Origin of the sequence: Micromonospora arida (assembly GCF_042873195.1) — a bacterium.
Taxonomy (GTDB): Bacteria; Actinomycetota; Actinomycetes; order Mycobacteriales; family Micromonosporaceae; genus Micromonospora; species Micromonospora arida.
This window is the reverse complement of record NZ_JBIALC010000012.1, coordinates 70,713-95,817: the sequence shown is the minus strand read 5'-3', so window position 1 is coordinate 95,817 and position 25,105 is coordinate 70,713. Positions and strand designations below refer to the sequence as shown.

Genomic DNA, 25,105 nt, shown 5'->3' with positions numbered 1-25,105 from the left:
CGCATAGGCTGAGCTGATGGTCGAGGAGGAGCAGAAGTACGAGGTGGACGACGCCTACGTGCTGCCGGACCTGGCCGGCTCGGCCCCGGCCGGCGGTCGGGTCCGGGCACTGCCACCGGTGACGCTGGTCGCCCGCTACCTCGACACGGTCGACCTGCGGCTGGCCCGGGCCGGTGCCTCGCTGCGCCACCGTCGGGGCGACGAGCTGCCCTGGACGGTGAAACTACCGACCGGGACGCCGGGCGTCCGGCACGAGATCTCCCGTGCCGGGCCGAAGGGGCAGCCGCCTGCGGAGCTGGTGGAGTTGGTCACCGTCCTGCACCGGGGGGCGCCGCTGACCCCGGTGACGGTGGTGCGGACGGTGCGGCACGCGTACGAGGTGTGTGACCGGGCCGGCACGGTGCTCGCCGAGGTGGTGGACGACCGGGTGACAGTGCTCGACGACGCCGGCCGCACCACCGACACGTTCCGCGAGGTGGAGGTGGAGCTGAAGGCCGGCGACCGGAAGCTGCTCGACCGGGTCGGCGGGGTGCTGCGCGAGGCTGGCGCGCGGGGCGGGTCGTTCACGCCGAAGCACGTACGGGCGCTGGGCGCGACGGCGCAGGCCGATCCGGACCTGGTCGCGCCGGCCGGGCTGACCGCCGAGCCGAGCGCCGGTGACGTGGTGACCGAGGCGCTACGCAAGGAGATCCGCCGGCTGTTGGCGCACGACCCGCTGGTCCGGCTGCGCGCCCCGGCCGCCGGTGGCGACACCGCCGTGCATCAGATGCGGGTGGCCTGCCGACGCCTGCGCAGTGATCTGCGCACCTTCAAACCGTTGCTGCGAAAGACCTGGTCCCGCCCGCTGCGCACCGAGCTGCGCTGGTTGGCCGACGTGCTCGGCGCGGCCCGCGACGCCGAGGTGCTGCGCGCGCGGCTGCGCCGTACCGCCGACGCCGATCCGCTGAGCCCACTCGACCGGGGCGCGGTGGACCGGCTCGACGAGGTGCTCGCCGAACGGCAGCGGCGGGCGCTCACCGCCATCGACGAGATGCTGCGCTCCGCGCGCTACCTGGCCCTGGTGGACTCCCTGGTGCTGGCCGCCCGCGCGCCCCGGTTCACCCGCCGGGCGGCAGCGCCCGCCGCGCAGGCGCTCCCCGCGCTGGTGGCCCGCCCCTGGCGGCGGTTGACCGGGCCGGACGGCGTCGGCGGGCTCGACGCGCAGTCGTCGGACGACCGCTGGCACGCCGTCCGCAAGGAGGGCAAGCAGGCCCGGTACGCGATCAACGCGGTGGCTCCGACGGTCGGCAAGGGCGCACGGCGGCTGTCCCGCGCCCTCGCCCGGGTGCAGGACGTGCTCGGCGAGCACCAGGACGCGGCGGTGGCGGCGGACACCTGGTTGGAGATCGCCGCCGAGCGACCGGACGACCACGAGCTGGCGGTCACCGCCGGGCGGCTGGCCGAGCGGGAACGCCTGTCGGTACGCCGGACGCGGGGTCTCCTCCCGGCTGCCTGGCACCGGGCCACCCGGCGACGGCGCACCAGTTGGCTGCCGTGACGGGCATTCGGGCGGCGGGCGGGGTGGCCTGGCGGCCGACCGACGACGGCGTACGCGTCTGCGTGGTGCACCGCCCCCGTTACGGCGACTGGACGCTGCCGAAGGGCAAACTGGAGCCGGGCGAGCACGCGCTGGCCGCGGCGGTGCGTGAGGTGGCCGAGGAGGCCGACGTGCGGGGCGTGCCGCAGGTGCGGCTGCCGTCGGTGCGGTACCGCAGCGAGGGTCAACCCAAGCTGGTCGACTACTGGTCGATGCTCGCGGTGGCCAGCGGCGGTTTCCAGCCGGACACCGAGGTGGACGACATCCGCTGGCTCGCGGTGGACGACGCGATCCGGTTGGTCAGCTACCCGCACGACGCCGAGGTGTTGGCGGCGTTCGCCGCGCTGCCGTCGGTGACGGCGACGGTCGCGCTGGTTCGGCACGCGCACGCCGGTAAGCGGGCCACCTGGTCCGGCCCGGACGTCGGACGGCCCCTGGACGCCGAGGGGTGGGCCCAGGCGAGCACGCTGGCCGAGCTGATCGCCCTGATCCGACCGGCCCGACTGGTGTCGGCGTCGCCGCGACGGTGCGTGCAGACACTCGACCCGGCCGCCGCGTTGCTGGACCTGCCGATCGAGGTCTGCGGCGACCTGGACGAGCCACAACCCGGCCAGCAGAGCGACGAGCAGATCCTGGCCACCGCCGCCCGACTGCTGGAGTTGGCCGGCACCGGTGGGCAGTCGGCGGTGTGCAGCCAGGGCAAGGTCCTGCCGGGCGCCCTGGAGCGACTGACCGGCCGCACCGATGAGGACTTCACCACCCCGAAGGGCGGCGGGTGGCTGCTCGCCTTCGCCGCCGACCGGCTGCTCGCCACCGATCGCCTGTAGGGCCCGCGTTCGCACGGGCCCGGCCTGGTCACCGGGGCGGCAGGGTCACTGTCACCGCGACCGGCAGGTGGTCGCTGGCCGTGCTGCGCGGCGCGACCGGATCGCCGGGGGTCAGGCCGGGCGAGACGAAGATGTGGTCGATCTGCTGGCGCGGGTCGTCCGCCGGGCTGGTCGCCAGTGGTCGGGCGGCGGCCAACGCGTCGACCAGGCCGACCTTGGTGAACTCCGCGAACGCCTCGTCGCCCGGCTCGGTGTTCAGGTCACCCGCCACCACCAACGGCCGACCCGCTGCGTACCTGGTGGCGAAGTCGGCGACCGCGCGGGCCTGGACCACCGGGCCCTTGCCGGGCGGCGGTTGCAGGTGGGTGCTGACCACAGCGGTACTGACACCGTCACCGAGGTCCAGCGTGACGGCGAGGGCCTGCGCTCCGGTGGGCGCGCCGACGGCGGCCAGCGGCAGGGTCCGCGGATCGCGGACCGGCCAACGACTGAGCACCGCGTCACCCCAGACGGGGTCCGCGGCCGGCCCGAAGACGTACGGCATATCGAGCCGGTCTGACAACAGGTCCAGGGTGTCGTGCCCGCCGTTGAGCAGCCACGCCCGGTCCACCTCGCTGAGCAGCACCACGTCGGGCCGTTGCCGGTCGACGACCTGGGCGAGGCCGGTCAGGTCGAAACGGCCGTCCAGCCCGAACCCCATCCGGACGTTGTACGCCACCACCGTCAACCGTTCCGGTGGGCCGTCCCGGTTGCTGGTCACCGGCACCTCGTCGGCGAGCACGGGTGCCAGCAGGGCCAGCGCGGTGACCGCGGCGGCGGCCCGGAGCGGCGGAAACGGCCCGGGAAGCCAGTGGACGACGGGACGGGCGGTGAAGGCCACGGCTGCGATCAGCACGGCCACCACCACCGGCACCGCCGCGTTGGGGTAGCCGAGGTCGTAGGCCGAGTAGTAGCCGACCGCCCCGAGCGCGAAGACGAGCATCCCGGCGGCGACCGCGTACCCCCGCCGAAAGGCGCTGCTGCCACCAGCGGTGCCGGCGCTCGCGGTGCCGCTGGCAGGCTGGCTGGCGTCGTCGGTCAGCGCGAGGCAGGCGCCGAGGCCGACCGCGGCGAGGAGGATGGCCGGCAGGAGCAGGTCGCCCAGGTCGAGGGCGAACAGCACCGCGCCGCCGAGCAGCGCCACCGGGCCGTACGCCCGGCCCCACCCACTGGGCGGCCGGGTCAACGCGGCGCACAGGAACCCGGCGACCGCCACCGGCACCGGCGCCAGGCCGAACAGCGGCGAACGAGCCACCCCGTCCCCGGCGACCAGGTACGACATCCCGGTCCGGGCCAGCGCCGGGGAGAGCGCCACCATTCCGGCCAGCAGCAGCGCCGGCCCGGCCAGCAGCCAGGCTCGGCCACCACCAGGGCCGACAGGGGCGTCAGCGGAGCCGACAGGGGCGTCAGCGGGGCCAGTGCGGGCGTCACCTGCACCGCCGTGCCGGCCGGATTGCGCCGTGCCGGCCAGGAACACCGCCACCGCCACGGCGCTGAGCAGCCAGGCGACCCAGTCACCCCGCCAGACCAGGTCGACGGTGTCCAGCACCGCGTGCAGGGCCGCGTTGACCGCGAACCCCAACGCCAGCCCCGGGACCGGGCGGTCGGTGTCGGCGGCGACGCCGACCAGCCAGACCAGCCCGGCGAGCAACCCGGCGGTGGCCAACCAGAGCTGCGTACGCCCGCCGGGAGCGGCGGTGAGCGCGAGCCGGGCGACGGCGAGCGCGACGGCGGCGACGACGGTGACCGGGCGGGCTCCGACCCGGCGGACCACGGCGGGCGCGCCCATCGCGAGCACGAACCAGCCGAGGGCGAACGCCCCCATCAGCTCGGCCGGGGTGGACGCCGCCTGCCCGAAGATGGTGATGATGCCGGGCAACCAGACCCGCAGCACGTCGATGAGGAGGAGCACGCCCAGCGCGAGCGTGCCGGTGGTGAGCTGGCGGTAGCGCACCGGCGCCCCATTTCCCGTCGACGGGCCGGCCCAGGGGTGGCCGGCACGGCGATTCTGCGCGAGCGCGCCAACCCGGTCAACGGTCCCCGTACGCCGAAAAGCCGTCCCGGTACGCCGAAAGGGCGCCCACCCACTGGTGGACGCCCTTGCGGTACGGGTCGGTCAGCGCTTGCTGGCCGCCTTCTTGGCCGGAGCCTTCTTCGCCGGCGCCTTCTTGGCCGCCGTGCTCTTGCTCGCCGCCGCGGTGGTCTTCTTCGCCGCGGTCGACCGGGTCGCGGCGGTGGTCTTCTTCGCCGCGGTGGTCTTCTTGCCGGCGGCCGTCTTGGTCGCCGTGGTGGTCTTGCTCGCCTTGGCCGGGGCGGTCTTCTTGCTGGCGGCCGTCTTGGTCGCCGTGGTGGTCTTGCTCGCCTTGGCCGGGGCGGTCTTCTTACTGGCCGCCTTCGCCGTGGTCGCCTTGGTGCCCGCCGCCTTGGCGGTGGCCGCCTTGGTGCCGGTCGCCTTCGTGCCCGCCGCCTTGGCCGTGGCGGTGCTGGTGGTGGCCTTCTTCGTCGCCACCGTGGCCTTCGGCACCTTGCCGCTGGCCACCATCTCCTTGAACCCGGCGCCGGGGCGGAAGGTCGGGACTGACGTCTTCTTGACCTTCACCGCCTCGCCGGTACGCGGGTTGCGCGCTGTTCGCGCGCCACGCACACGCTTTTCGAATGCTCCGAATCCAGTGATCGCCACCTTCTCGCCCTTGGTGACCGCCGCCTGGACCTCGGTGAGGACCGCGTCGAGCGCGGCCGTCGCCATCTTCCGGTCCCCCAGGCGAACGGCGAGCGCCTCGATGAGCTCGGCCTTGTTCACGACTTCCTCCCGATTGTGCAACTGACTCGTCGCGAGCCATTCTGCGCGCACGGTATGCCCTGTGCTGCCGGGACACAAACATTCGGTAGAAAAAAGCCCTTGTGTCGTAACGGATTCACCCCCACCGGATGGACCGATGGGGGTGAAATCCGCTGTGCGGGCGGCCTAACGGCTATGCCACGGAGGGCAGGAACGGCAGCCGGCGCGCCTCGTAGGAGTCGATGTCGGCGGCGTGGCGGAGGGTGAGTCCAATGTCGTCGAGGCCTTCCAGGAGGCGCCAACGGCTGAAGTCGTCCAGCGGGAACGACCAGCTCGCGTCCCCCGCCCGGACCTGGCGGGCGGTCAGGTCGACGGTCACCGCAGTGGTGGGATCCGCCTCGACCAGGTCCCACAACTCTTCGACGGCTTTCAATTCCAACTCGACCGGCAACAGGCCTTCCTTGAGGGCGTTGCCGCGGAAGATGTCACCGAAGCGCGGGGCCACCACGGCGCGGAAGCCCCAGTCCCGTAGCGCCCACACGGCGTGCTCCCGGGAGGAGCCGGTGCCGAACTCCGGGCCGGCGATGAGGATCGACGCGCCGGAATAGTTTTCATCGTTGAGCACGAATGCCGGATCTTCCCGCCAGGCGTTGAACAGCCCGTCGGCGAAGCCCGTCCGGGTCACCCTCTTGAGGTACACGGCGGGGATGATCTGATCGGTGTCCACGTTGGACCGGCGCAGCGGCACGGCGGTGCCGGTGTGGGTGGTGAACTTGTCCATCTCGTCGGTCCCTTCTACAGGTCGGCGGGGGCGGCCAGCCGGCCGACCACGGCGGTGGCGGCGGCCACCGGCGGGGAGACCAGGTGGGTACGCCCGCCCCGGCCCTGACGGCCCTCGAAGTTGCGGTTCGAGGTGGAGGCGGAGCGCTCGCCCGGCTTGAGCGTGTCGGGGTTCATCCCCAGACACATGGAGCAGCCGGCGAACCGCCACTCAGCCCCGGCGTCGGCGAAGACCTTGTCCAGACCCTCGGCCTCGGCTGCCTCGCGCACGGCGGCGGAGCCGGGCACCACGAGCATCCGGACGCCGTCGGCGACCCGGTGGCCACGCAGCACGTCGGCGGCGGCCCGTAGGTCCTCCAGGCGACCGTTGGTGCAGGACCCCACGAAGACGACGTCGATGGGCAGCTCCCGCAGCGGGGTGCCGGGGCGAAGGTCCATGTACTCCAGGGCCCGGCGGGCGGCGGTGCGTTCCGAGTCGGTGGTGAACTCCTCAGGGTCCGGCACCGGGGCGCTCAGCGGCGCACCCTGCCCGGGGTTGGTGCCCCAGGTGACGAACGGGGTGATCCGGCTGGCGTCCAGGGTCACCTCGGCGTCGAAGTGCGCGCCCTCGTCGGTGGGCAGCGTCCGCCACCACGCCACCGCCGCGTCCCAGTCCGCGCCCTGCGGCGCGTTCGGTCGACCCTTGAGGTACGCGAAGGTGGTCTCGTCCGGCGCGATCATGCCGGCCTTGGCACCCCACTCGATGGACATGTTGGCGATGGTCATTCGCCCCTCCATGGAGAGGGCGCGGATCGCCTCGCCGCGGTACTCGACGATGTGCCCGCGACCTCCACCGGTGCCGACCTGCGTGATCAGCGCGAGCACCAGGTCCTTGGCGGTCACGCCGGGCGCGAGCTGGCCGGTGACGTTCACGGCCATCGTCTTCGGCCGGCTTTGCGGCAGCGTCTGGGTGGCCAGCACGTGCTCCACCTCGCTGGTGCCGATGCCGAAGGCGAGCGCGCCGAAGGCGCCGTGGGTGGCGGTGTGCGAATCGCCACAGACGATCGTCAGGCCCGGCTGGGTGAGACCGAGCTGCGGGCCGATCACGTGCACGATGCCCTGGTTGTCGTCGCCGAGGGGGTGCAGTCGCACCCCGAACTCGGCGCAGTTGCGGCGCAACGTCTCGATCTGCGTACGCGACGTGGGGTCCGCGATGGTGAGCAGGTCACCACGACGGAGGCGGAACGCCGGGTCGGCGTACCCGGTCGGGGTGTTGTGGTCCTCGGTCGCGAGGGTCAGGTCGGTACGGCGCACCCGGCGCCCGGCGAGCCGCAGCCCGTCGAAGGCCTGCGGGCTGGTCACCTCGTGCAGCAGGTGCAGGTCGATGAAGAGCAGGTCCGGCTCACCAGCGGCGGACCGTACGACGTGCGCGTCCCAGACCTTCTCGGCCAGGGTCCTCGACTCAGGAGTGACTCCCACCATCTGGACATCCTAAATTCTGGGAGGTAAGTTTCGGCTTGTGGGACACAGTATGAGCGGTGTCGGCGTTCTCGACAAGGCGGTGGTCATCCTGGCCGCCTGCGTGGACGGCGCCAGCCTGGCCGAACTCGTCGAACGCACCAAGCTGCCCCGGGCCACAGCACATCGCCTGGCCCAGGCCCTGGAGATCCACCGAATGCTGGTGCGTGACACCCAGGGCAGATGGCGGCCCGGCCCCCGCCTGGGCGAGCTGGCCAACGCCGCACCGGACGTTCTGCTGACCGCCGCCGAGCCACTGCTGGCCGCGCTGCGGGACGCCACCGGTGAGAGCGCGCAGCTCTACCTGCGCCGCGCCGACGAACGGATCTGCGTGGCGGCGGCGGAACGCGCCAGCGGTCTGCGGGACACCGTTCCGGTCGGCTCGGTGCTGCCGATGACGGCCGGCTCCGCGGCCCAGATCCTGCTCGCCTGGGAGCCGCCGGAGGCGGTGATGCCTCTGCTGCCGCGCAGCAAGTTCACCGGCCGCACCCTCGCCGAGGTACGGCGTCGTGGCTGGGCGCAGAGCGTCGCCGAGCGGGAGGCCGGTGTGGCGAGTGTCTCCGCCCCGATCCGCGACCGCACCGGCCGGGTCATCGCCTCGGTCAGCATCTCCGGCCCGATCGAGCGCCTGGGCCGCCGCCCCGGCGAACGCCACGCCATGGCCGTGGTACGAGCCGGCCAACGCCTGTCCGGCCTCTAACCCGCCCGGCTCCCCACCCACTCACCCCACCCCACCCCACCCCACCCCTCCCCCGGGTTGATCATGAGGTTAACGGCACCGACATCGGCGTGTCGCTGCCGCTAACCTCATGATCGACAAGGGATCGGGGGAGGGGTGGGGGGACGAGAAAGGCTCATCTCGCTGGGCGAGATGAGCCTTTGGTTGTAGCCCCGACCGGATTCGAACCGGCGCTACCGCCTTGAGAGGGCGGCGTCCTGGGCCGCTAGACGACGGGGCCAGAACTTTTCCGTTCACCACCCTCGCGGGCGGTGCGAATGTAGTCTAGCGGCACCGTACCCGGGCATGAGCGCGGGGTGCGCTGTCACCCGAGGGCCCGGCTGAGGCCGGAACGGGCCGGCGGCGGACACGAAACAGCCCGCCTCACGAGGTGAGACGGGCTGTGCACGCTGTAGCCCCGACCGGATTCGAACCGGCGCTACCGCCTTGAGAGGGCGGCGTCCTGGGCCGCTAGACGACGGGGCCAGAACAACTTTTGCTCCCCCACCTCACCGGTGGAGGAGCTGCACTCTACCGAAGACCACCCTCCGCCCCCGAAGGGGCGGAGTCGAACTCCGTCAGAATCCAGCGTCTGGAAACTCTCGCGAATTCCAGCAGCGCTGGGGTACCAGGACTCGAACCTAGACTAACTGAACCAGAATCAGTCGGGCTGCCAATTACCCCATACCCCATTGGCCCCTTGCGGCGCCGGGAGTGAACTTTACCCTCCCGGTGCCGGCAGGCCAAATCCGATCCCCCCGAACCACCCGTGAGCTGCGGAAACAGGGGCATCAGACGGATCAGGCGACGGGCACCACCGGGTTGGTGAGCTCGCCGATGCCGTCGATCCGCACGGTGACCGTATCCCCCTCGACAAGCGGGCTAACCCCGGCTGGAGTGCCGGTGAGAACGACGTCGCCGGGCAGCAGAGTCATCACGTGCGAGATGTACGACACCAGGCCCGGCACGTCGAAGACCATGTCCTTCGTCCGGCCGAGTTGGCGTACCTCCATCTCCTCCGGGTTGCGACCCACCTCACACCGGATCTCCAGATCGGAGACGTCCAGTCCGGTGGTGATCCACGGGCCGATCGGGCAGAACGAGTCGAAGCCCTTGGCCCGGGTCCACTGTCCGTCCGAACGCTGGAGGTCCCGAGCGGTGACGTCGTTGGCGCAGGTGTAGCCGAAGATGGCGCGTTCGGCGGCGGCGCGGTCGGCGCGGCGCGCACCCGGCGCCCCGATCACGACCGCCAGCTCCGCCTCGTGCTCGACCTGCTTGGAGAAGATCGGCAGCCGGATGGCGTCCCGGGGGCCGATCACCGAGGTGGACGGCTTGAGGAAGAGCAGCGGCTCCTTGGGCACCTCGTTGCCCAGCTCGGCGGCGTGGTCGGCGTAGTTGCGGCCGACACAGACGACCTTGCTGGGCAGGATCGGCGAGAGCAGCCGGACGTCGGAGAGGGCCCAGCGGGCCCCACTGAAGGAGAGATTGCCGAACGGGTGGCCCTCGATCTCGGCGATGGTCAGGCCCTGCGGCCCGGCCTCCGCTTCGCCTTCGACGGCACCGAACGACATTCCCTTGGCATGGGCGAAACGAGCGATACGCACCCGGCCAATCTAGCGCCGCAGGTGCCCCAACCGGCCAGGACCGGCCGTCGGGTGTGCTCAACCCGTCAGCGCGCGGCACCCTACCCGAGCTGGAGGTGACCGGGGCGGACTTCTCGACTTCGTACCCGCACGGAGGCGGCCCGCCCCTAGCGTCGGCTCCGGAGGTTCGTTCGTATGCCTGCATCGACACGACACCACAGAGCCCTCGCAGTGTTCGTGCACTGCCTCGGCATCCTCGCCGCCGTGCCGGCCCTGCCGACGGCGGCTCCGGAGGCGGCGGCCGCGCCACGACCACCGGCCGCCACGCCACCACCAACCGCGGCCGCGCCACGGCCACCGGTCGAAACGCCACCACCAACGGCGGCCGCGCCGCCACCACCGGCTGCCACACCAGCACCAGCGGCAACCCGGCCGCCGGTGGCGATGGTCGCGCGGGTGACCGAGCCCACCCCGCCCTCGGCGCCACCGGCGATGGCACCGCCGACCCGGGCACCGGCGTCGGCGCCCCCGCAACAGGTCACGGTGGCGGTCGCGACGGAGAGCAGCCCGGCACCGAGGTACCGGATCCAGGTGCGCAACGTGAGCAACTCGCCGCTGGAGACCACAGTGCGTCAGGAACTGCCGCCCGGTGCGTCGACGACCGCGATCAGCGGTGGTGGCCGGTCCACCCCGGCCGGCGGATCGGCCACCGAGGTGACCTGGCGGTTGCGGCTGCCCGCGCACAGCACCACCACCCTGGGCACCGCGCTCGCGGCGACCGCGCCGGGCAAGCCACTGACCGCGCCGACCTGCGCGTTCACCAGTGACGGCAGCCGGCCGTACGACTGCGCCACGGCCACCTGGCAGGCGGCAGCGGCACCGGCGGCCGAGGTGACCGAGGCGCCGCCGTGGCGCCGCTACCCGGTGCTGCTCGGCGGGCTGGCGGTCCTGCTGCTGATCAGCGCCGCCCTGGTGTGGGTGTGGCGACGTCGGCGCGGGCGTCGGGTGACGGCTGCCGCGCTCTCCACCGGCGGCGGCCCCGAGGGCGGCCGCGGGACGGTCTATCCCCGCCCGGCAGCGCCGAGTCCGGTGCGGCGTCGGCGTACCCCGCCGGTCTGGATGTTGGTGGGCGCCGCCGTCGTGGTGCTGGCCGGTGTGGTCGGCACCGCGGGTTGGACGGCGACCCGGCAGGTCGCGGCGATCGACACGGAGAAGCAGCCGACCAGCGGCGCGTGGGTGGGCACCGGGGTCACCGGGTCGCTGGGCGTGCCGCTGCGCGAGTCGGCGTTCGAGTTCACCGTGTACCGGATGACCTGCGGCGCGCCCGGCACCGCCGGGAAAACCGACGGCGGCGGTGCCGCACCGGCCAACGGGCAACGCTGCGAGGCCACCGTCGGTGTGCGCAACGTCACCGGAGACCACCAGCCGTGGCACAGCGATCTGCAACGGGCGTACCTGCCCGGCGGGCGCTGGGTGAGCGCCGACGAGTCGGCCACCCGGACGGCGAACCTGGGTCGGGACGTCTTCGCCGACCCGATGGCGGCGGGCACCCGGATGGTGCTCCCGCTGGTCTTCACCGTCGACGGGCGGGACCCGCCCCAGCAGCTGGAGCTGCGCAGCGGGGTGTTCTCCGCCGGAGTCCGGGTGCAGATGCCCTGATCGGTGTGCGGGCGGCGGTCGTACCCTGGGGTGCGTGACCGCCGCCCTCGCCCCCGCCGTGCTCGACGCGACGCAGTGGCAGGCGCGCCGACGGGCCCACGAGGAGCGGGTGGACGTCTGGCTGACCCCGCACCTGGCCCGGCGACGACGCGGGGAGCGGCATCCGGTGGCCGACTTCCTGTTCACCTACTACTCGCACCGCCCGGCCCAACTGCGGCGCTGGCATCCGGGGCCCGGGGTCGAGCTGCGCGACGCCGACCCGGCCGAGTTCGGCCGCGACTACCACGCCGGCACCGCCGGGGTCACCCTCGACACCGAGGGGGTACGCGCCCGGCGCGCCGAATCGATCGCCTGGATCCGCTCCCTCCTGGCCGCGACGCGTGGACGTGCGGCGCACTTCGGCTGCTTCGGGATGCACGAGTGGGCGATGGTCTACCGGCAGACCCGGGAGGAGTTGCGGCACAACACCTGGCCGCTGCGGCTCAGCGCGGAACGCACCGCCGAGGTCGTCGAGGAGCGGGGCGTGCGGTGCAGCCACTTCGACGCGTTCCGCTTCTTCACCCCGCCGGCCCGCCCGTTGAACCTGCTCACCCCGACCCGGGAGACGCAGCACGCGCACGAACAGCCGGGCTGCCTGCACGCCAACATGGATCTGTACAAGTGGGCGTACAAGTTGTCGCCGTTGGTCTCCTCGGAGCTGGTGGCCGACGCGTTCGACCTGGCTCGGGACATCCGCACGCTGGACATGCGGGCCAGCCCGTACGACCTGGCGGCACTCGGCTACCCGCCGGTGCGCGTGGAGACACCGGACGGCCGGGCGGAGTACGCGGCGGCCCAGCGCGGGTTCGCCGAGCGGGCCGCCGTGCTGCGCGACCGGCTACTCGCCGCCGTGCCGGACTAAGGCCTGTTTCATAAGGGCGGTCGAGCCGAGGCGGAGTCCGGGCGGCGATCCGGCAAGGCGCGGTTTCGTCCGGATACCGGTGTTGTATCCGGACGAAACCGCAACGCCGCCGGTCGTCGTCCGGGCCTGGCGCAGGCCGGCCAGTTCTTATGAAACAGGCCTTAGATCAGTCGTCGTCGGCGCGGCGGTCCCGCTTGCGCTGGGACTGGCGTTTCTTCTCGGCCAACCGGCGTTCCTTGGCCCCGCGGGACGGGCGGGTCGCTCGGCGGGCCGGCGGCGGGGGCGCAGCGGCCTCCCGCAGCAGGGCGGTCATCCGTGCCCGGGCCGCCTCCCGGTTGGCCAGCTGGGCCCGGTGCTCGCTGGCGGCGATCGTCAGCACCCCGTCGACCAGGCGGTTGGCCAGCCGGGCCAGCGCCCGCGACCGCAGCCACTCGGGCACGGCCGGCGAGTTGGCCACGTCGTAGCTCAGCTCGACCCGGGAGTCAGCGGTGTTCACACCCTGCCCGCCCGGCCCGGACGAGCGGGAGAAGCGCTCCCGTAGCTCGCCGGCGGGGACGATCCACCGGTCGGTCACCCGCAGTCCGTCGTCCACGCCCCGAGGCTAACCCGCGACGACCCTCCGGGGATCATCGGTGCGCAGGCTCACTCTGCGTCGGGGACTGGGTGGGCGCCGGCCCGGCGCTCTCCTCGTCGGAGCCGACGGCCGCGTACGCCACCGCGCCGAAGAGCAGCACCCCGATCACCGCGGCCTTCACGACGACGCCGCGGATCAGCGACCAGGCGCCCCGGCGGGCACCTGGCACCGATTTCTTGACGGTCTGGTAATCGGTCCACCCGCGTCGTGCCCGGGCGTACGCCGACCCCACTGCACATCCGATGACCAGGCCCACCAGCAGGAGGACCGTGAGAAGAGGACGCTCCACCTCCGCCAGTATCCATACCGAGCGTAATATTTCCATGGTCCGATGCCGTCCGGCCGGATATCTGACAGTGTTGGCCCCCGTCAGGGTGTCCGGGCAGCTCAGCCGCCCTTGCCGATGATCGTGTCGGCGGTCTGCTGCACCTGGTCGATCGGGATGGCGAACCCGATGCCGATCGAGCCGTTCCCGTCGATGGTGGCGATGGCGGTGTTCACCCCGACCACCTCCCCGCGCGCGTTGACCAGTGGCCCACCTGAGTTGCCGGGGTTGATGGACGCGTCGGTCTGCACCGCGCTGTGCCGGCTGTTGCCGAGCCGCACCTCCCGGTCGAGCGCGCTGACGATGCCCGCGGTGACCGTCCCCGCCAGACCGAGCGGCGACCCCACCGCGAGCACCGGCTCACCGACCCGGGTCGCGCCGGGCTTGGCCAGGGGCAGCGGGGTGAGACCGGCCGATGCCGGCACCTTCAGCACCGCCAGGTCGCTGCGCGGCTCCCGTCCGACCACCTCGGCGGCGAACCGGCGGCCGTCGGGCAGCTCCACGGTCACCGGCCCGCCGCCCCCCTTGGCCAGGATGTGGTCGTTGGTGATCAGGTGCTGCTGGTCGTCCACGGCGAAGCCGGAGCCGGTCGCGGACCCACTGGTCGCGCCGCCGGCCAGCACCGACACCACCCCGGGTACGGTCCGCTCGGCCGCGGTGACCAGCTCTGCCGGCACCGGGGCAGCGGACGCCGCAGCCGGGCCACCAGCCCCGTCCCGACTGGCCACCACGCCGCCGGCGAGAGCACCGGAGACGGCCGAGACCGCCACCACGGCCAACACGGCGAGCAGCCGCCCAGGCCGTCGCCCGCCCGGGTCGCGCTCGGGCGCGTCCCACCACCCGCGCCCGTCCGGGTCGAGTTCCGGTGAGATGAACCAGGGACCGCGCGGTTCGCCCAGTCCGGTCTGCACTGCCATGCGTACTCCTCACGGTCGACGTCGGTTGTACGTGGCGGTCAGGGCAGCCGGGAGAACCAGCGCATCGAGCCGGCGGCGGCGCCCATCGCGAACACCAGTCCGAGGCCGATGAACCGGGCCGAGATGTCCTGCCGCTCGGTGCGGTAGCCGACCGAACTGCCGATGTCGTCGTAGACGGCCCGCAGCTCGTCGGTGGTGCTGGCCTCGTGGAACATGCCGCCGGTCTCCTCGGCGACCGCCTTGAGGGTTTGTCCGTCCACCGGCACCTGGATGGGCCGTCCACCTCGGTCGACGAACCCGGACGGGGTGCCGAACGAGATCGAGTGCACCGGCACCTCCGCCTTCACCGCTTCCGCCGCCGCCTCCATCGGGTCCATCCCGGAGGTGTTGGCGCCGTCGGAGAGCAGGATGACCCGGGCGGGTGGGGTCTCCTTCGCGGCCTCGCTGTCCAGGCTCTTGACCGCGCCGAGTGAGGTGTTGATGGCCTCGCCGATCGCGGTGCCCTGGACACCGGTGATCCCTTCGGCGAGCCGGTCGATCCCCTCGTCGAGGGCGTCCCGGTCGGTGCTCGGGGGCACCAGCACGGCGGCGCTGCCGGCGAACGCGACGAGACCCACGTTGAACTCGTCGGGCAGGCCCTCGACGAAGCGCCGGGCGGCCTCCTTCGCCGCGGCCAACCGGTCCGGTTCGACGTCGGTGGCGAGCATCGACGTGGAGACGTCCACCGCCACCATCACCGTGGCCCGTTCCCGGGGCACCCGGACTTCGGCGCTCGGTCGGGCGAAGCCGACCACGAGCAGCGCCAGCATGGCCAGGAAGAGCCCGGCCGGTACGTGCCGACGCCAGGCGGGCCGCTCCGGGGCCACCCGGTCCAGCAGCCGCAGGTTGGTGAAGCGGACCGCGTACCGGCTGCGTCGCCGCTGCATCACCAGGTACGCGACGACCAGGGCGAGCACGCCGAGCAGCAGCCAGAGTCGCAGCGGCGACTGCCAGATCACGCGGCACCTCCCCGGGGCCGGCCGACCGGCGCGGCGGCCAGCCGGCGCTGGGCGTGCACGTGCCGGACGATGTCCGCGCTCCAGTCGCCGTCGGTGCGCAGCGGCAGATGGGTGGCCCCGCTGCGGCGCAACGCCTGGTGGACCTGTTCGCGCTGGGCGGTGGCGGCCTCGGCGTACCGCTCGCGCAGCCCACGGTCCGATGTGCACACCTCGCGGTGTCGACCGGTCTCCGGGTCGACGAGCGTGATCAGGCCGACGTCCGGCAGTTCCAGCTCACGCGGGTCGGTCACCTCGATCGCCAGCACCTGGTGCCGGACGGCCAGCCGGCGCATGGTCCGCTCCCAGGGCGCTGTCCGGCCGGGGTCGTCGGGCAGGCCGTCGAGGAAGTCGGAGACCACCACGACCAGCCCGCGCCGGTTGGCGATCCGGTGCAGCGCGTCGAGGCCGTCGGCCAGATCGGGCGGTCGGGCCGCCGGCCCGCGCCCCGGCCGGTCGGTGGGCGCGGTGGCTCGGGGGGCGGCGAGCAGCGCGCGGAGCAGGGAAAGCAGATGGGTACGTCCGCTGCGGGCCGGGAAGCGGCGTACCCCGTCGGCGCGCAGCACCTGGGCGCCGAGGCGGTTGCCGACGCCCGCGGTCAGGAAGCCGACCGCCGCGACGGCGGCCACCGCCAGTTCCCGTTTGTCCAGCTCGGCGGTGCCGAACTCCATGCTGGCGCTGCCGTCGACGAGCAGCCAGGTGGTCAGTTCCCGGTCGGCGTCGACCTGCCGGACGTGTGGCACGGCGGTCCGGGCGGTCACCGCCCAGTCCATCCGGCGGACCTCGTCCTCGCCCGGCCGGTATTCGCGACTGCCGGAGGGTTCACTGCCGGGACCGGGCAGCAGACCACGGTACTGGCCGTGCAGCAGGCCGTTCAGTCGGCGGGTGACGGTCAGCTCCAGGCGGCGCAGGCGCTGGTCCGGGGCCAGCTCGGCCAGGCCGGGGTCGGCGGGCGCGACGGTGGCGCGTCTCATGCCGCCGCCAGATCCGGTGTCTGCTGCGGGTGTCCGGTGGCCAGCCGGGGCGGCGGCACCGCCTCGACGAGCCGTCGCACCACGCTCTCGGCCGACACCCCGTCGGCCACCGCGTCGAAGGAGAGCACCAGCCGGTGGGCGAGGACGTCGACGGCAAGCTCTCGGACGTCCTCGGGCAGCACGTACTCCCGACCCCGCAGCAGGGCCTGCGCCCGGGCGGCCGCGACCAGGCCCAGGGTGGCCCGAGGGCTGGCCCCGTACGCCAACAGCGGGGCGATCTCGGGCAGCCCGAACCGGCCGGGGTCGCGGGTGGCGAGGATGAGCCGCACCACGTACTCGGCCAACGCGTGGTGGACGAAGACCCGCTCGGCGTGGATCTGAAGGTCCCGCAGCCGTTGCGCGTCGAGCACCTGGCGCGCGGTGGGCCGGTCGGTGCTCATCCGGTAGAGGATGGCCAGTTCGTCGGCGTCGCTGGGATAGTCGACCACCACCTTCATCAGGAACCGGTCACGCTGTGCCTCCGGGAGCTGGTAGACCCCCTCGGACTCGATCGGGTTCTGGGTCGCCAGCACCAGAAACGGCTCCGGGACCGGCCAGCTACGCCCGCCGATCGAGACCTGCCGTTCGGCCATCGCCTCCAGTAGCGCCGACTGGACCTTGGCCGGAGCCCGGTTGATCTCGTCGGCCAGCACCAGGTTGGCCATGATCGGGCCCAGCTCGATGTCGAAGGTCTCCTTGGACGCCCGGTAGATCCGGGTGCCGACGATGTCGGATGGCACCAGGTCCGGGGTGAACTGGATCCGGGAGAAGGTGCCGCCGACCACTGTCGCGAGGGTCTGCGCGGCAAGTGTCTTGGCTACGCCGGGTACCCCCTCAAGGAGGCAGTGTCCGTTGGCGACCAGGGCGGTGAGCAGGCGTTCGACGAGGCGATCCTGCCCGACGATCACGCGTTTGACCTCGAAGAGGGTCTGTTCCAGCTCGATGCCGGTCGGCTCCGGATCGACCGGGCTGGGCATGCTGGCCAGGGTGTCCGAGATGTCCGTCACGGTGCTTGCTTCCCGGGCACACGTTCGACAAACGTGGGATTGTGCGGCCCGGACCGGCCCGGAGTGGCCGGAATGGGGATGATGCGCGCGGAAGGGTGACGACCATCCCGAGCCCGCCAAGGAGCGCTCAACCGGGCCGCGACCGGCCAGGGAGCGCCGATCGGCGCGAGCCGGGTCAAAGAACGCACAACCGTCAAGCGACCGGCCACGGAGAGTCCGACCGGCGAGCCGGTGACGAACGCCTGCGTGATCCCCTCGCGTTCACGGAAATCGGGGTATCCCGGATCGGCGGGCACGCCGACTTCATGCAACCCGAGTCGATCAATGCGCGGACCGGCTGGCCGAGGCGCAGCCGGCGAGTCCGCTGCGCGGACAGGGTCCGGCCCCCGTCGCCGTGAGCGACGGGGGCCGGGGTGTCGGTCGATCAGGGGAGGTGGACGACCAGGTGGAAGCCCAGGTCGGTCGGGGTGCCGGCCGAGTTGCGGGTCTGCACGAAGACCCCGTTGGGCGTGCTGAGCCGGGGCGCGACCGAGATCTCGCCGGCCGGCGGGATGCAGCAGGCGTCAGCCCGGCCGACGGTGGCCACGATAACGCTCGACGTGACGACGTAACCGAACTGGACCTCGTACTGGCCGACACCGTACTTGATCACGGTGCCGACGCCGCGTGCCTTGGTGCCGTTGGAGTTGACGACGACGACGCTGGTGGCGGTGGCGGCCAGCTTGGTGGCCGCGCCCGATTTCAGCGCGGCTTTCGCCATGCGCGCCGACTCGGCGGTGACCGGCGGCTGGGAGTTCGTGCCGCGGGCCGCCGGTTGGACGGCCTCCTGCGGCGCCTTCGCCGACGGCTGGGCGAGAGCGATGCCCCCGCCGGCCAGGCTGAGCGCCAGGACGGCGAATGTGACCGCCGCCGCCTTACGTCGGAAGGATGTGCTCATGACAGGTCCCCCTTGTGTGACCGTGCGAATTCGGCCGACCCGCGGGGCGGGACGGATGACTGCCCATAAATAGGCGTACGACGACAGCGGCGCGGGGGAAAGCTGATTCACTTACACCCGACGAGGTTGATTTCTCAACGATCTGCATCCCGCCTGAACTGCGGTTACTACTCAGAGTTGCGTCGTTTAAGCCAGATGGAACGTAGCACCGGAAAAAGCGGACAGTCAATAGTTGATCTCGTTTTTCCGGGGTGTCAACCAACCGTCAGATAATTGTGAAATGTGAGCGCCTCACCATTCATGAAATGGGTTCGTCAGGCCCGACTACGATCATCGTCGTGATCATCGACGCGCCCGCGCACCGAAGGGCTCGGCTCGGCACGGTGCTCTGCTGGCTTGCCGTCGTACCCACCGCTCTCTGGGCGGCAGCCCGACTGCTCGGCCTGGACCGGGGGCCGTTGGTTCAGGCGCTCGCCTTCACGCCGTACGTGGCGGGCGTCAGCGTGCTGGTCCTGGCCCTCGCGCTCGCCCTGCGGCGCTGGTGGCCGGCGGCGCTCGCGGCCCTGGCGACGGTGGCGCTGCTCGGCACCGTCGCACCTCGGGCTCTGGCCAACCCGCAGCCGGCGGCGGCCGGGCCGACCGTGCGGCTGCTCACCGCCAATCTGCTCGCCGGCACCGGCGACGCGCGGACGCTGGTGGAACTGGTCCGGCGACACCAGATCGACGTGCTCACCGTGCAGGAGTTCACGCCCGACGCGCAGGGCGCCCTGGATCAACTCGGCCTGGCCACGCTGCTGCCGCACCGGCAGCTCAACCCGGAGATCGGCACCGCCGGCTCCGGGCTCTACTCACGGTGGCCGATCACCGACGTCGGCGTCCGGCGCAACCTCAACGGTTGGGGCTTCACCCAGGCGCACGCGACGGTCTCCGTCCCCGGCGGGCCTCCCGTCCGCGTCGAGTCGGCCCACCCCTCGGCGCCGTACGCGCTGGACCAGGTGGGCGCCTGGCGTGCCGACCTGACCGCCCAACCACCGGCCACCCCTGACGGTGGCCTGCGAATCCTCGCCGGAGACTTCAACGCGACCCTCGACCACAGTCCACTGCGGGCCCTGCTGCGCAGCGGTTACGTCGACGCCGCCGACGCCACCGGAGAGGGCCTGACCGGCACCTGGGGTCCGTACGACGGCGACCTCATCCCACCCGTCACCATCGACCACGTCCTGGTCGACCATCGGATAGCGGTCCGCTCGGTGCAGGTGTTCGCCCTGCCCGGCAGCGACCACCGCCCCGTCCAAGCCACCCTCACTCTTCCCCTCCCCTAACCCACCCCCACCCCCACCCCCACCCCCACCCCCACCCCGTCGATCTTGCACTTACTGTCCCGGCATCAGCGATAAAAGCCGCAGACCGTCGACACAAAGTGCAAGATCGCGAGAGTGGGGGGGCGGGGGTTAGACGGAGGTGGGGGCTAGGCCGTAGGTCAGGGCGTCTACCAGGGCGTGCCAGCTGGCCTCGACCACGTTGGGGTGGACGCCCACCGTGGTCCAGTCGCGGCCGTTGCCGTTCGAGGTTTCCAGCAGGACCCGGGTGACCGCGCCGGTGCCGTGGCTGCCCTCCAGGATGCGCACCTTGTAGTCGGCCAACTCGAAGTCGCGCAGCTGCGGATAGTGCCGCGCCAGCCCCACCCGCAGCGCCTCGTCGAGCGCGTTGACCGGGCCGTTGCCCTCGGCGGTGGCGATCACCCGCTCACCACGTACCCGGATCTTCACGGTCGCCTCGGAGACCACCGCGCCGTCCTCGCGGTGCTCGACCAACACCCGGTACGACTCCAGGGTGAACGGTCGGGCCGGGCTGCCCTCCGGCAACTCGGAGCGGACCAGCAACTCGAAGGACGCGTCGGCCGCCTCGAAGGACCAGCCACCCGCCTCCAGCTCCTTGACCCGCTTGGTGACCCGGGTCAGGGTGTCCGGGCTGCCGGCCAGGTCCAGGCCGAGCTCACGACTCTTGAGCTCGACGCTGGCCCGACCGGCCATCTCGGTGACCAGGATCCGCATGTCGTTGCCCACCACCGACGGGTCCACGTGGTTGTAGAGCAACGGGTCGACCTTGATCGCGCTCGCGTGCAACCCCGCCTTGTGGGCGAAGGCAGCGGCCCCGGCGTACGCCTGGTGGGTGTCGGGGGCGATGTTGGCGATCTCGGCGATGGCGTGCGAGACCCGCACCATCTGCGCCAGGCAGCCCTCCGGTAGGACGGGCATGCCGAGCTTGAGTTGGAGGTTGGCGACGACCGCGAAGATGTCGGCGTTGCCCGGGCGTTCGCCGTACCCGTTGGCGGTGCCCTGCACGTGGCGGACGCCCGCCTCCACGGCGGCGATGGTGTTGGCCACCGCGCAGGCGGTGTCGTTCTGGGCGTGCATACCGAGCAGCCCGGCGTCGATCCCCAGCCTGTTCGTCAGGTCGTGGATCACGGCGGTCACCTGGGACGGCAGCATGCCGCCGTTGGTGTCGCAGAGCACCATCCGCTCGGCGCCGGCGGCGAGCGCGGTCTGCACCACGGCCGCGCCGTACGCGGGGTCGTGCCGGTAGCCGTCGAAGAAGTGTTCACCGTCGACGAAGACCCGTCGACCCTCGCGGACGAGGTGGTCGACGGTGTCGTGGATCATCGCGAGGTTCTCCGCGCCGGTGGTACGCAGCGCGCGTTCGACGTGCCGGGTGTCGGCCTTGGCGACCAGGGCCACGGCCGGGGTCTGCGCGTCCAGCAGGGCGCGCACCTGGGGGTCGTCCGCGACCGCAACGCCGGCCTTGCGAGTGGCGCCGAACGCGACGAGTACGGCGTGCCGCAGGTCCAGCTCGGTGCGGGCGCGGCGGAAGAACTCGGTGTCCTTGGGCACCGCGCCCGGCCAGCCGCCCTCGATGAAGCCGACGCCGAACTCGTCGAGCAGCCGGGCCACGGCCAGCTTGTCGACCACCGAGTAGGTGAGCCCCTCGCGCTGAGCGCCGTCGCGCAACGTGGTGTCGAAGACCTGGAACGTCATCAGGATCCTTTCTCGGAGCAACAAAAAGACCTCCCGCGGATGCGGGAGGTCTGCGCGCTCGGCAGAGGGGAGAGCCGGCGCGCTAGGTCGCAATAATCAGGGCGGTACTGGTCACGCTGGCCACTCTGCCACTCCTCCCCCGAATTTGGGAGGAACAATCCACATAGCGGGATGGTGACTGAGGGTTCGTTCACCCCTGACCAACGCTCGTGATCGGCTTCACAAGCCACCGGGCCACTCATCGGCGGAAACAGCCATGCGGAAGCATCTGGAACGGATCCGATGATGGCCACCGCGCCGTCTGCAAGGAGGACCTGTGCTCACCGTCAGTGACCGCTTACCTGAGCACGGACTCGCCGCCTGCGTATCGCTGGGCGCCAACAACGCGTCCAGGACGATCAACCACACGTCCCACGAGGGCACGTGGTGTGTGGTCTTCGTCGGGCCGATGGATTTCACCTCCATCAGCCCGACGGAGATCGCCGACGAGACCCCCGCCGCCGGAGTCTGACCATGGGCCTGGACGCGATCAAGGCAGCCCTGCCGGAGTACGCCAAGGACATCAGGCTCAACCTCAGCTCCACCATCGGTTCCTCGGCGTTGACCCCGGTGCAGACCTGGGGCACCGCACTGGCCTGCGCGGTGACCGCTCGCAACCCGGTGGTGCTGCGGGAGATCGCGGCCGAGGCGCTCGGGCACCTCGGGCCGGAGGGTGTCGAGGCGGCCAAGGGCGCTGCGGCGATCATGGCGATGAACAACATCTACTACCGGGCCAAGCACCTGATCGGCGACGAGCGGTACGCCTCGACGCCGGCCCGACTGCGGATGCAGATCATCGCGAGGCCGGGGGTGGACAAGGGCGACTTCGAGCTCTGGTGCCTCGCCGTGTCGGCCATCACAGGCTGTGGGGTGTGCCTGGAGTTGCACGAGAAAAAGCTGCGCGGCAGCGGCTTCACCCGGGAGCAGCTGCACGAGGCCCTGCGGATCTCCGCCGTGGTGCACGCCGCGGCGGTCACCCTGGACGCCGAAGCCGCACTGGCCTGAACACGTACGCCTCGACGGCCGAGGCCGCATGTCGCGGCCCCGGCCCCCTGCCGTACACCGCGCTTCGCCCTGTCGCCGTGCGGCGACCCGTCGCCGCGCCGCGTCGCGTACCGCTGCCTGTCGCCGTTTCCGGCCCCCGACGGCCGGGTAGCTCCTGCGGGGACGCACCCACCTACGCCGAGACGATCGACGACAGTCAGGAGTGAACGGCATGGACAGGATCGATCCGCACGCCACCCACGCCGGGCCGGACCCGCTGCGCGGCGGCGACCAGGGCACGGTGCCCGGCGGCGCGCCGGCCGGCACGTTCGACCCCTGGCGCTACCGGGACCACGCCAGCGTGGCCGACGTCGACCTGGTCGGCTACAAGGTCGAGACCACCGACGGTGGAATCGGCAAGATCGACAGCGCCAGTCACGAGGTCGGCGGCAGCTACCTGGTCGTGGACACCGGGCCCTGGATCTTCGGCAAGAAGGTGATGTTGCCGGCCGGCACCGTCAACCAGGTCGACCACGACCAGCGCACCGTCTCCGTCGACCGGACCCGGGACCAGATCAAGGCTGCCCCGGAGTACGACGAGAACAGCCACAGCGACCCGAGCTACCGGGATCAGCTGGGTGGCTACTACGACGAGACGTACGGCGCGCTCCCGCCCGGCACCGCACGGTGACTGTTCGACCCGACGGCCGGTGGGGCGCTGCCCCACCGGCCGTTACCGTGTGAACGTGGACGCCATCGACGACAGCCGACAGATTCCGCTCCCCGCCACCTTCAACTTCCGCGACGTCGGTGGCTACCTCGGCCACGACGACCGATCCGTACGCCGAGGCCGGCTCTACCGCTCGGACTCGCTGCACCGCCTCACCGAGCAGGACCGGGACGCGTTCGCCGCGATCGGGATCCGCACCGTCATCGACCTGCGCCGCCCCACCGAGGTGGAGCGCGACGGTCGGGTGCCGGCGTACCAGGGGCTGACCTACCGGAACATCCACCCGGAGCACGCCGACTGGGCGGGTACGCCGCACGAGGAGGGCGCCAGCCTGGCCCGGTACCTCGCGGACCGGTACGCGGACCTGGCCCAGACCGGCACCGCCGGGCTGGCCGAGGCGGTCGGCCTGATCGCCGACTCCGCCAACGCCCCGGTGGTGGTGCACTGCGTCGCCGGCAAGGACCGCACCGGCATCGTGTGCGCGCTGACCCTCGCCGTGCTCGGCGTCGACGACGCGGACATCACCGCGGACTACGCGCTCAGCAGTGCGGCGTCGGCCCGGTACAGCGCCTGGCTGGCCTCCATCACCCCGGGTGGCGTGGACGTGCCGGCGCCGTTCCTGAGCTCGCCTGCCGAGGCGATGCAGATCTTCCTGGACGAGCTGCGCGCGGGGCACGGCTCGGTCGAGGCGTACCTGCGCCACGCCGGGGTGACCGACGAGCAGCTCGCCGCGCTCCGCGACCACCTGCTCGACGAGCCCACCAAGGCGGAGCCCACCGACGCGTAGGGCCGACTGCGCCGGCCCGTCCGGGTGGACGGGCCGGCGCAGCGACGGAGATCAGAAGACCCGCTGCACCCAGCCGTGCGGGTCGGCCGCCTTGCCCCGCTGGATGTCGACCAACTGCTGACGCAGGGCCATGGTGACTCGGCCGGGCTCGCCACCACCGATCAGGAACTCGCCGTCCGGGAAGCGGACCCCACCGATCGGGGTGACCACCGCGGCGGTGCCGCAGGCGAAAACCTCGCGGAGGCGACCGCTGGCGGCGTCGGCCTGCCAGTCGGCGAAGCTGACCGGCCGCTCCTCGACCTGGTGTCCGGCCGCGCCGGCCAGCGCGAGGACGGCGTCGCGGGTGATGCCCGGCAGGATCGTGCCGGTCAACGGTGGGGTGACCACCGTGCCGTCGTCGTAGACGAAGAAGACGTTCATCCCGCCCAGCTCGTCGACGTACCGGCGCTCCACAGCGTCCAGGAAGACGACCTGGTCACAGCCGGCCTCGATGGCCTCCGCCTGGGCGGCGAGCGACGCGGCGTAGTTGCCGCCGCACTTGGCCGCGCCGGTGCCACCGGGCGCGGCCCGGGTGTAGTCCGGAGAGACCCAGACGGTGACCGGCTTGACGCCACCGGTGAAGTACGCACCGACCGGTGAGGCGATCACCATGTAGAGGTACTCGTTGGCCGGGCGGACGCCGAGGAAGACCTCGCTGGCGAACATGAACGGCCGCAGGTAGAGGCTGCCGTCCTCGCCGGTGGGGATCCACTCCCGGTCGATCTCGATGAGCTTGTGCAGCGAGTCGACGAACACCTCCGGCGGCAGCACCGGCATCGCCATCCGCTGCGCGGAGGTGGCGAAGCGGGCCGCGTTGGCGTCCGGCCGGAACATCGTCACGCCACCGTCGGCCGTGCGGTACGCCTTGAGCCCCTCGAAGATCTCCTGCGCGTAGTGCAGCACCGCGCTGGCCGGGTCCATCGGGATCGGGGCACGGGCTTCCACCCGGGCGTCGTACCAGCCCTTGCCGTCGGCGTAGCGGACGGTGACCATGTGGTCGGTGAAGACGCGGCCGAACCCGGGGTTGACCAGCAGTGCGGCCCGATCGGCGGCGGATACCGGCGCGAGATTCGGACGGATCTCGAAGTCGAGCTTGTCACCACCGCTCATCGCGCTGACCTCCCTGCGGAACAACGGCATGCGGGACCGCACACCGACATGGCTGTGCCAGGAACTTACCCCGAACGGTCGTTAAGCGGGTAGCGCCGGTCGGGCTGCCCGTGGCAGACCGGCCTCAGGGCCGGTTGCCGCTCGGGCCGAGGTGA

At 72.1% G+C, this 25,105-nt stretch carries 24 protein-coding genes and 3 tRNA genes; 10 read left to right on the top strand and 17 right to left on the bottom strand.

Annotation, left to right across the window (positions count from 1 at the left end; translation table 11 throughout):
• Nucleotides 1-16 precede the first annotated feature (16 nt).
• Both ACFYP0_RS27520 and ACFYP0_RS27515 read left to right on the top strand, forming a co-directional pair.
• The gene (locus ACFYP0_RS27520; RefSeq protein ID WP_356976270.1) at nt 17-1,537 is read left to right on the top strand and encodes a CYTH and CHAD domain-containing protein; all 1,521 of its coding nucleotides are present in this window, start codon (nt 17-19) and stop codon (nt 1,535-1,537) included.
• A complete protein-coding gene (locus ACFYP0_RS27515) occupies nt 1,525-2,403 on the top strand; it encodes an NUDIX hydrolase (protein ID WP_350863088.1) in 879 nt (292 codons plus the stop codon). The genes ACFYP0_RS27520 and ACFYP0_RS27515 overlap by 13 nt, the downstream gene beginning before the upstream one ends.
• Before the next feature lie 28 nt (nt 2,404-2,431).
• Here the strand turns inward: ACFYP0_RS27515 and ACFYP0_RS27510 are convergent, their stop codons facing one another.
• The 4 genes from ACFYP0_RS27510 to leuC all read right to left on the bottom strand — a co-directional run bounded on the left by ACFYP0_RS27510 (nt 2,432) and on the right by leuC (nt 7,462).
• Complete coding sequence (locus tag ACFYP0_RS27510; protein WP_356976268.1) at nt 2,432-4,396, bottom strand: endonuclease/exonuclease/phosphatase family protein; 1,965 nt, start codon at nt 4,394-4,396, stop codon at nt 2,432-2,434.
• Between the two features lie 162 nt (nt 4,397-4,558).
• Nucleotides 4,559-5,242 carry an HU family DNA-binding protein gene (locus tag ACFYP0_RS27505; protein WP_355498489.1) on the bottom strand — a complete coding sequence of 228 codons (684 nt, stop codon included), beginning with the start codon at nt 5,240-5,242 and terminating at the stop codon, nt 4,559-4,561.
• 172 nt (nt 5,243-5,414) lie between these two features.
• Nucleotides 5,415-6,002 (bottom strand): 3-isopropylmalate dehydratase small subunit, encoded by a 588-nt coding sequence (gene leuD / locus ACFYP0_RS27500; RefSeq protein ID WP_124862453.1) that lies wholly within the window; start codon nt 6,000-6,002, stop codon nt 5,415-5,417.
• Between the two features lie 14 nt (nt 6,003-6,016).
• On the bottom strand, nt 6,017-7,462 hold the full coding sequence (gene leuC, locus ACFYP0_RS27495) for a 3-isopropylmalate dehydratase large subunit (protein WP_357004032.1): 1,446 nt from the start codon (nt 7,460-7,462) through the stop codon (nt 6,017-6,019).
• A gap of 49 nt (nt 7,463-7,511) precedes the next feature.
• Between leuC and ACFYP0_RS27490 the strand changes: the two genes are divergently transcribed.
• Entirely contained in the window at nt 7,512-8,198 is a 687-nt protein-coding gene (locus ACFYP0_RS27490) for an IclR family transcriptional regulator (RefSeq protein ID WP_007456408.1), read from the top strand.
• Between the two features lie 186 nt (nt 8,199-8,384).
• Here the strand turns inward: ACFYP0_RS27490 and ACFYP0_RS27485 are convergent.
• The 4 genes from ACFYP0_RS27485 to ACFYP0_RS27470 all read right to left on the bottom strand — a co-directional run bounded on the left by ACFYP0_RS27485 (nt 8,385) and on the right by ACFYP0_RS27470 (nt 9,820).
• Nucleotides 8,385-8,457 (bottom strand) — tRNA-Glu (locus ACFYP0_RS27485).
• Between the two features lie 172 nt (nt 8,458-8,629).
• Nucleotides 8,630-8,702, bottom strand: a tRNA-Glu gene (locus tag ACFYP0_RS27480).
• A gap of 134 nt (nt 8,703-8,836) precedes the next feature.
• Nucleotides 8,837-8,908, bottom strand: a tRNA-Gln gene (locus tag ACFYP0_RS27475).
• 108 nt (nt 8,909-9,016) lie between these two features.
• On the bottom strand, nt 9,017-9,820 hold the full coding sequence (locus tag ACFYP0_RS27470; protein ID WP_091393135.1) for a fumarylacetoacetate hydrolase family protein: 804 nt from the start codon (nt 9,818-9,820) through the stop codon (nt 9,017-9,019).
• 174 nt (nt 9,821-9,994) lie between these two features.
• On the opposite strand from ACFYP0_RS27470, the gene ACFYP0_RS27465 reads away from it, so the two are divergent.
• Together ACFYP0_RS27465 and ACFYP0_RS27460 are read left to right on the top strand one after the other, a co-directional pair.
• Nucleotides 9,995-11,458, top strand: a complete 1,464-nt coding sequence (locus tag ACFYP0_RS27465) for a hypothetical protein (RefSeq protein ID WP_386998048.1) — start codon at nt 9,995-9,997, stop codon at nt 11,456-11,458.
• Nucleotides 11,459-11,492: 34 nt separating this feature from the next.
• A complete protein-coding gene (locus ACFYP0_RS27460; RefSeq protein ID WP_357004025.1) occupies nt 11,493-12,359 on the top strand; it encodes a 3-methyladenine DNA glycosylase in 867 nt (288 codons plus the stop codon).
• Between the two features lie 166 nt (nt 12,360-12,525).
• Here ACFYP0_RS27460 and arfB read toward each other — a convergent pair whose 3' ends face one another.
• From arfB to ACFYP0_RS27425, 7 genes are all read right to left on the bottom strand, one after another.
• Nucleotides 12,526-12,951, bottom strand: a complete 426-nt coding sequence (gene arfB / locus ACFYP0_RS27455) for an alternative ribosome rescue aminoacyl-tRNA hydrolase ArfB (protein ID WP_356976260.1) — start codon at nt 12,949-12,951, stop codon at nt 12,526-12,528.
• A 34-nt stretch (nt 12,952-12,985) separates the two neighbouring features.
• Nucleotides 12,986-13,282, bottom strand: a complete 297-nt coding sequence (locus ACFYP0_RS27450) for a hypothetical protein (RefSeq protein WP_124862854.1) — start codon at nt 13,280-13,282, stop codon at nt 12,986-12,988.
• Between the two features lie 98 nt (nt 13,283-13,380).
• Nucleotides 13,381-14,235 carry a S1C family serine protease gene (locus tag ACFYP0_RS27445; protein WP_356976258.1) on the bottom strand — a complete coding sequence of 285 codons (855 nt, stop codon included), beginning with the start codon at nt 14,233-14,235 and terminating at the stop codon, nt 13,381-13,383.
• Nucleotides 14,236-14,273: 38 nt separating this feature from the next.
• Complete coding sequence (locus ACFYP0_RS27440; protein WP_124862849.1) at nt 14,274-15,233, bottom strand: VWA domain-containing protein; 960 nt, start codon at nt 15,231-15,233, stop codon at nt 14,274-14,276.
• Nucleotides 15,230-16,243: a DUF58 domain-containing protein gene (locus tag ACFYP0_RS27435; RefSeq protein WP_355498501.1), complete on the bottom strand. Its 1,014-nt coding sequence runs from the start codon at nt 16,241-16,243 to the stop codon at nt 15,230-15,232. The genes ACFYP0_RS27440 and ACFYP0_RS27435 overlap by 4 nt, the downstream gene beginning before the upstream one ends.
• Nucleotides 16,240-17,289 carry an AAA family ATPase gene (locus tag ACFYP0_RS27430; RefSeq protein ID WP_124862842.1) on the bottom strand — a complete coding sequence of 350 codons (1,050 nt, stop codon included), beginning with the start codon at nt 17,287-17,289 and terminating at the stop codon, nt 16,240-16,242. Before ACFYP0_RS27430 ends, ACFYP0_RS27435 begins: the two co-directional genes overlap by 4 nt.
• 424 nt (nt 17,290-17,713) lie before the next feature.
• The gene (locus tag ACFYP0_RS27425) at nt 17,714-18,226 is read right to left on the bottom strand and encodes a hypothetical protein (RefSeq protein ID WP_355498504.1); all 513 of its coding nucleotides are present in this window, start codon (nt 18,224-18,226) and stop codon (nt 17,714-17,716) included.
• 383 nt (nt 18,227-18,609) lie between these two features.
• Here ACFYP0_RS27425 and ACFYP0_RS27420 point away from each other — a divergent pair, with 383 nt between their 5' ends.
• On the top strand, nt 18,610-19,548 hold the full coding sequence (locus tag ACFYP0_RS27420) for an endonuclease/exonuclease/phosphatase family protein (protein WP_386998099.1): 939 nt from the start codon (nt 18,610-18,612) through the stop codon (nt 19,546-19,548).
• Between the two features lie 129 nt (nt 19,549-19,677).
• Here the strand turns inward: ACFYP0_RS27420 and cimA are convergent, their stop codons facing one another.
• The gene (gene cimA, locus ACFYP0_RS27415) at nt 19,678-21,261 is read right to left on the bottom strand and encodes a citramalate synthase (RefSeq protein WP_386998043.1); all 1,584 of its coding nucleotides are present in this window, start codon (nt 21,259-21,261) and stop codon (nt 19,678-19,680) included.
• Between the two features lie 316 nt (nt 21,262-21,577).
• Here cimA and ACFYP0_RS27410 point away from each other — a divergent pair, with 316 nt between their 5' ends.
• The 4 genes from ACFYP0_RS27410 to ACFYP0_RS27395 all read left to right on the top strand — a co-directional run bounded on the left by ACFYP0_RS27410 (nt 21,578) and on the right by ACFYP0_RS27395 (nt 23,801).
• Nucleotides 21,578-21,772, top strand: coding sequence for a hypothetical protein (locus ACFYP0_RS27410; protein WP_112582047.1), 195 nt, complete (start codon nt 21,578-21,580; stop codon nt 21,770-21,772).
• A gap of 2 nt (nt 21,773-21,774) precedes the next feature.
• A complete protein-coding gene (locus ACFYP0_RS27405) occupies nt 21,775-22,305 on the top strand; it encodes a carboxymuconolactone decarboxylase family protein (protein ID WP_356976253.1) in 531 nt (176 codons plus the stop codon).
• A 211-nt stretch (nt 22,306-22,516) separates the two neighbouring features.
• Nucleotides 22,517-22,975 (top strand): PRC-barrel domain containing protein, encoded by a 459-nt coding sequence (locus ACFYP0_RS27400; protein ID WP_356976251.1) that lies wholly within the window; start codon nt 22,517-22,519, stop codon nt 22,973-22,975.
• A 19-nt stretch (nt 22,976-22,994) separates the two neighbouring features.
• Entirely contained in the window at nt 22,995-23,801 is an 807-nt protein-coding gene (locus tag ACFYP0_RS27395; protein WP_356976249.1) for a tyrosine-protein phosphatase, read from the top strand.
• Nucleotides 23,802-23,852: 51 nt separating this feature from the next.
• On the opposite strand, the gene ACFYP0_RS27390 is transcribed toward ACFYP0_RS27395, so the two are convergent.
• Entirely contained in the window at nt 23,853-24,950 is a 1,098-nt protein-coding gene (locus ACFYP0_RS27390) for a branched-chain amino acid aminotransferase (RefSeq protein WP_356976247.1), read from the bottom strand.
• Nucleotides 24,951-25,105 lie beyond the last annotated feature (155 nt).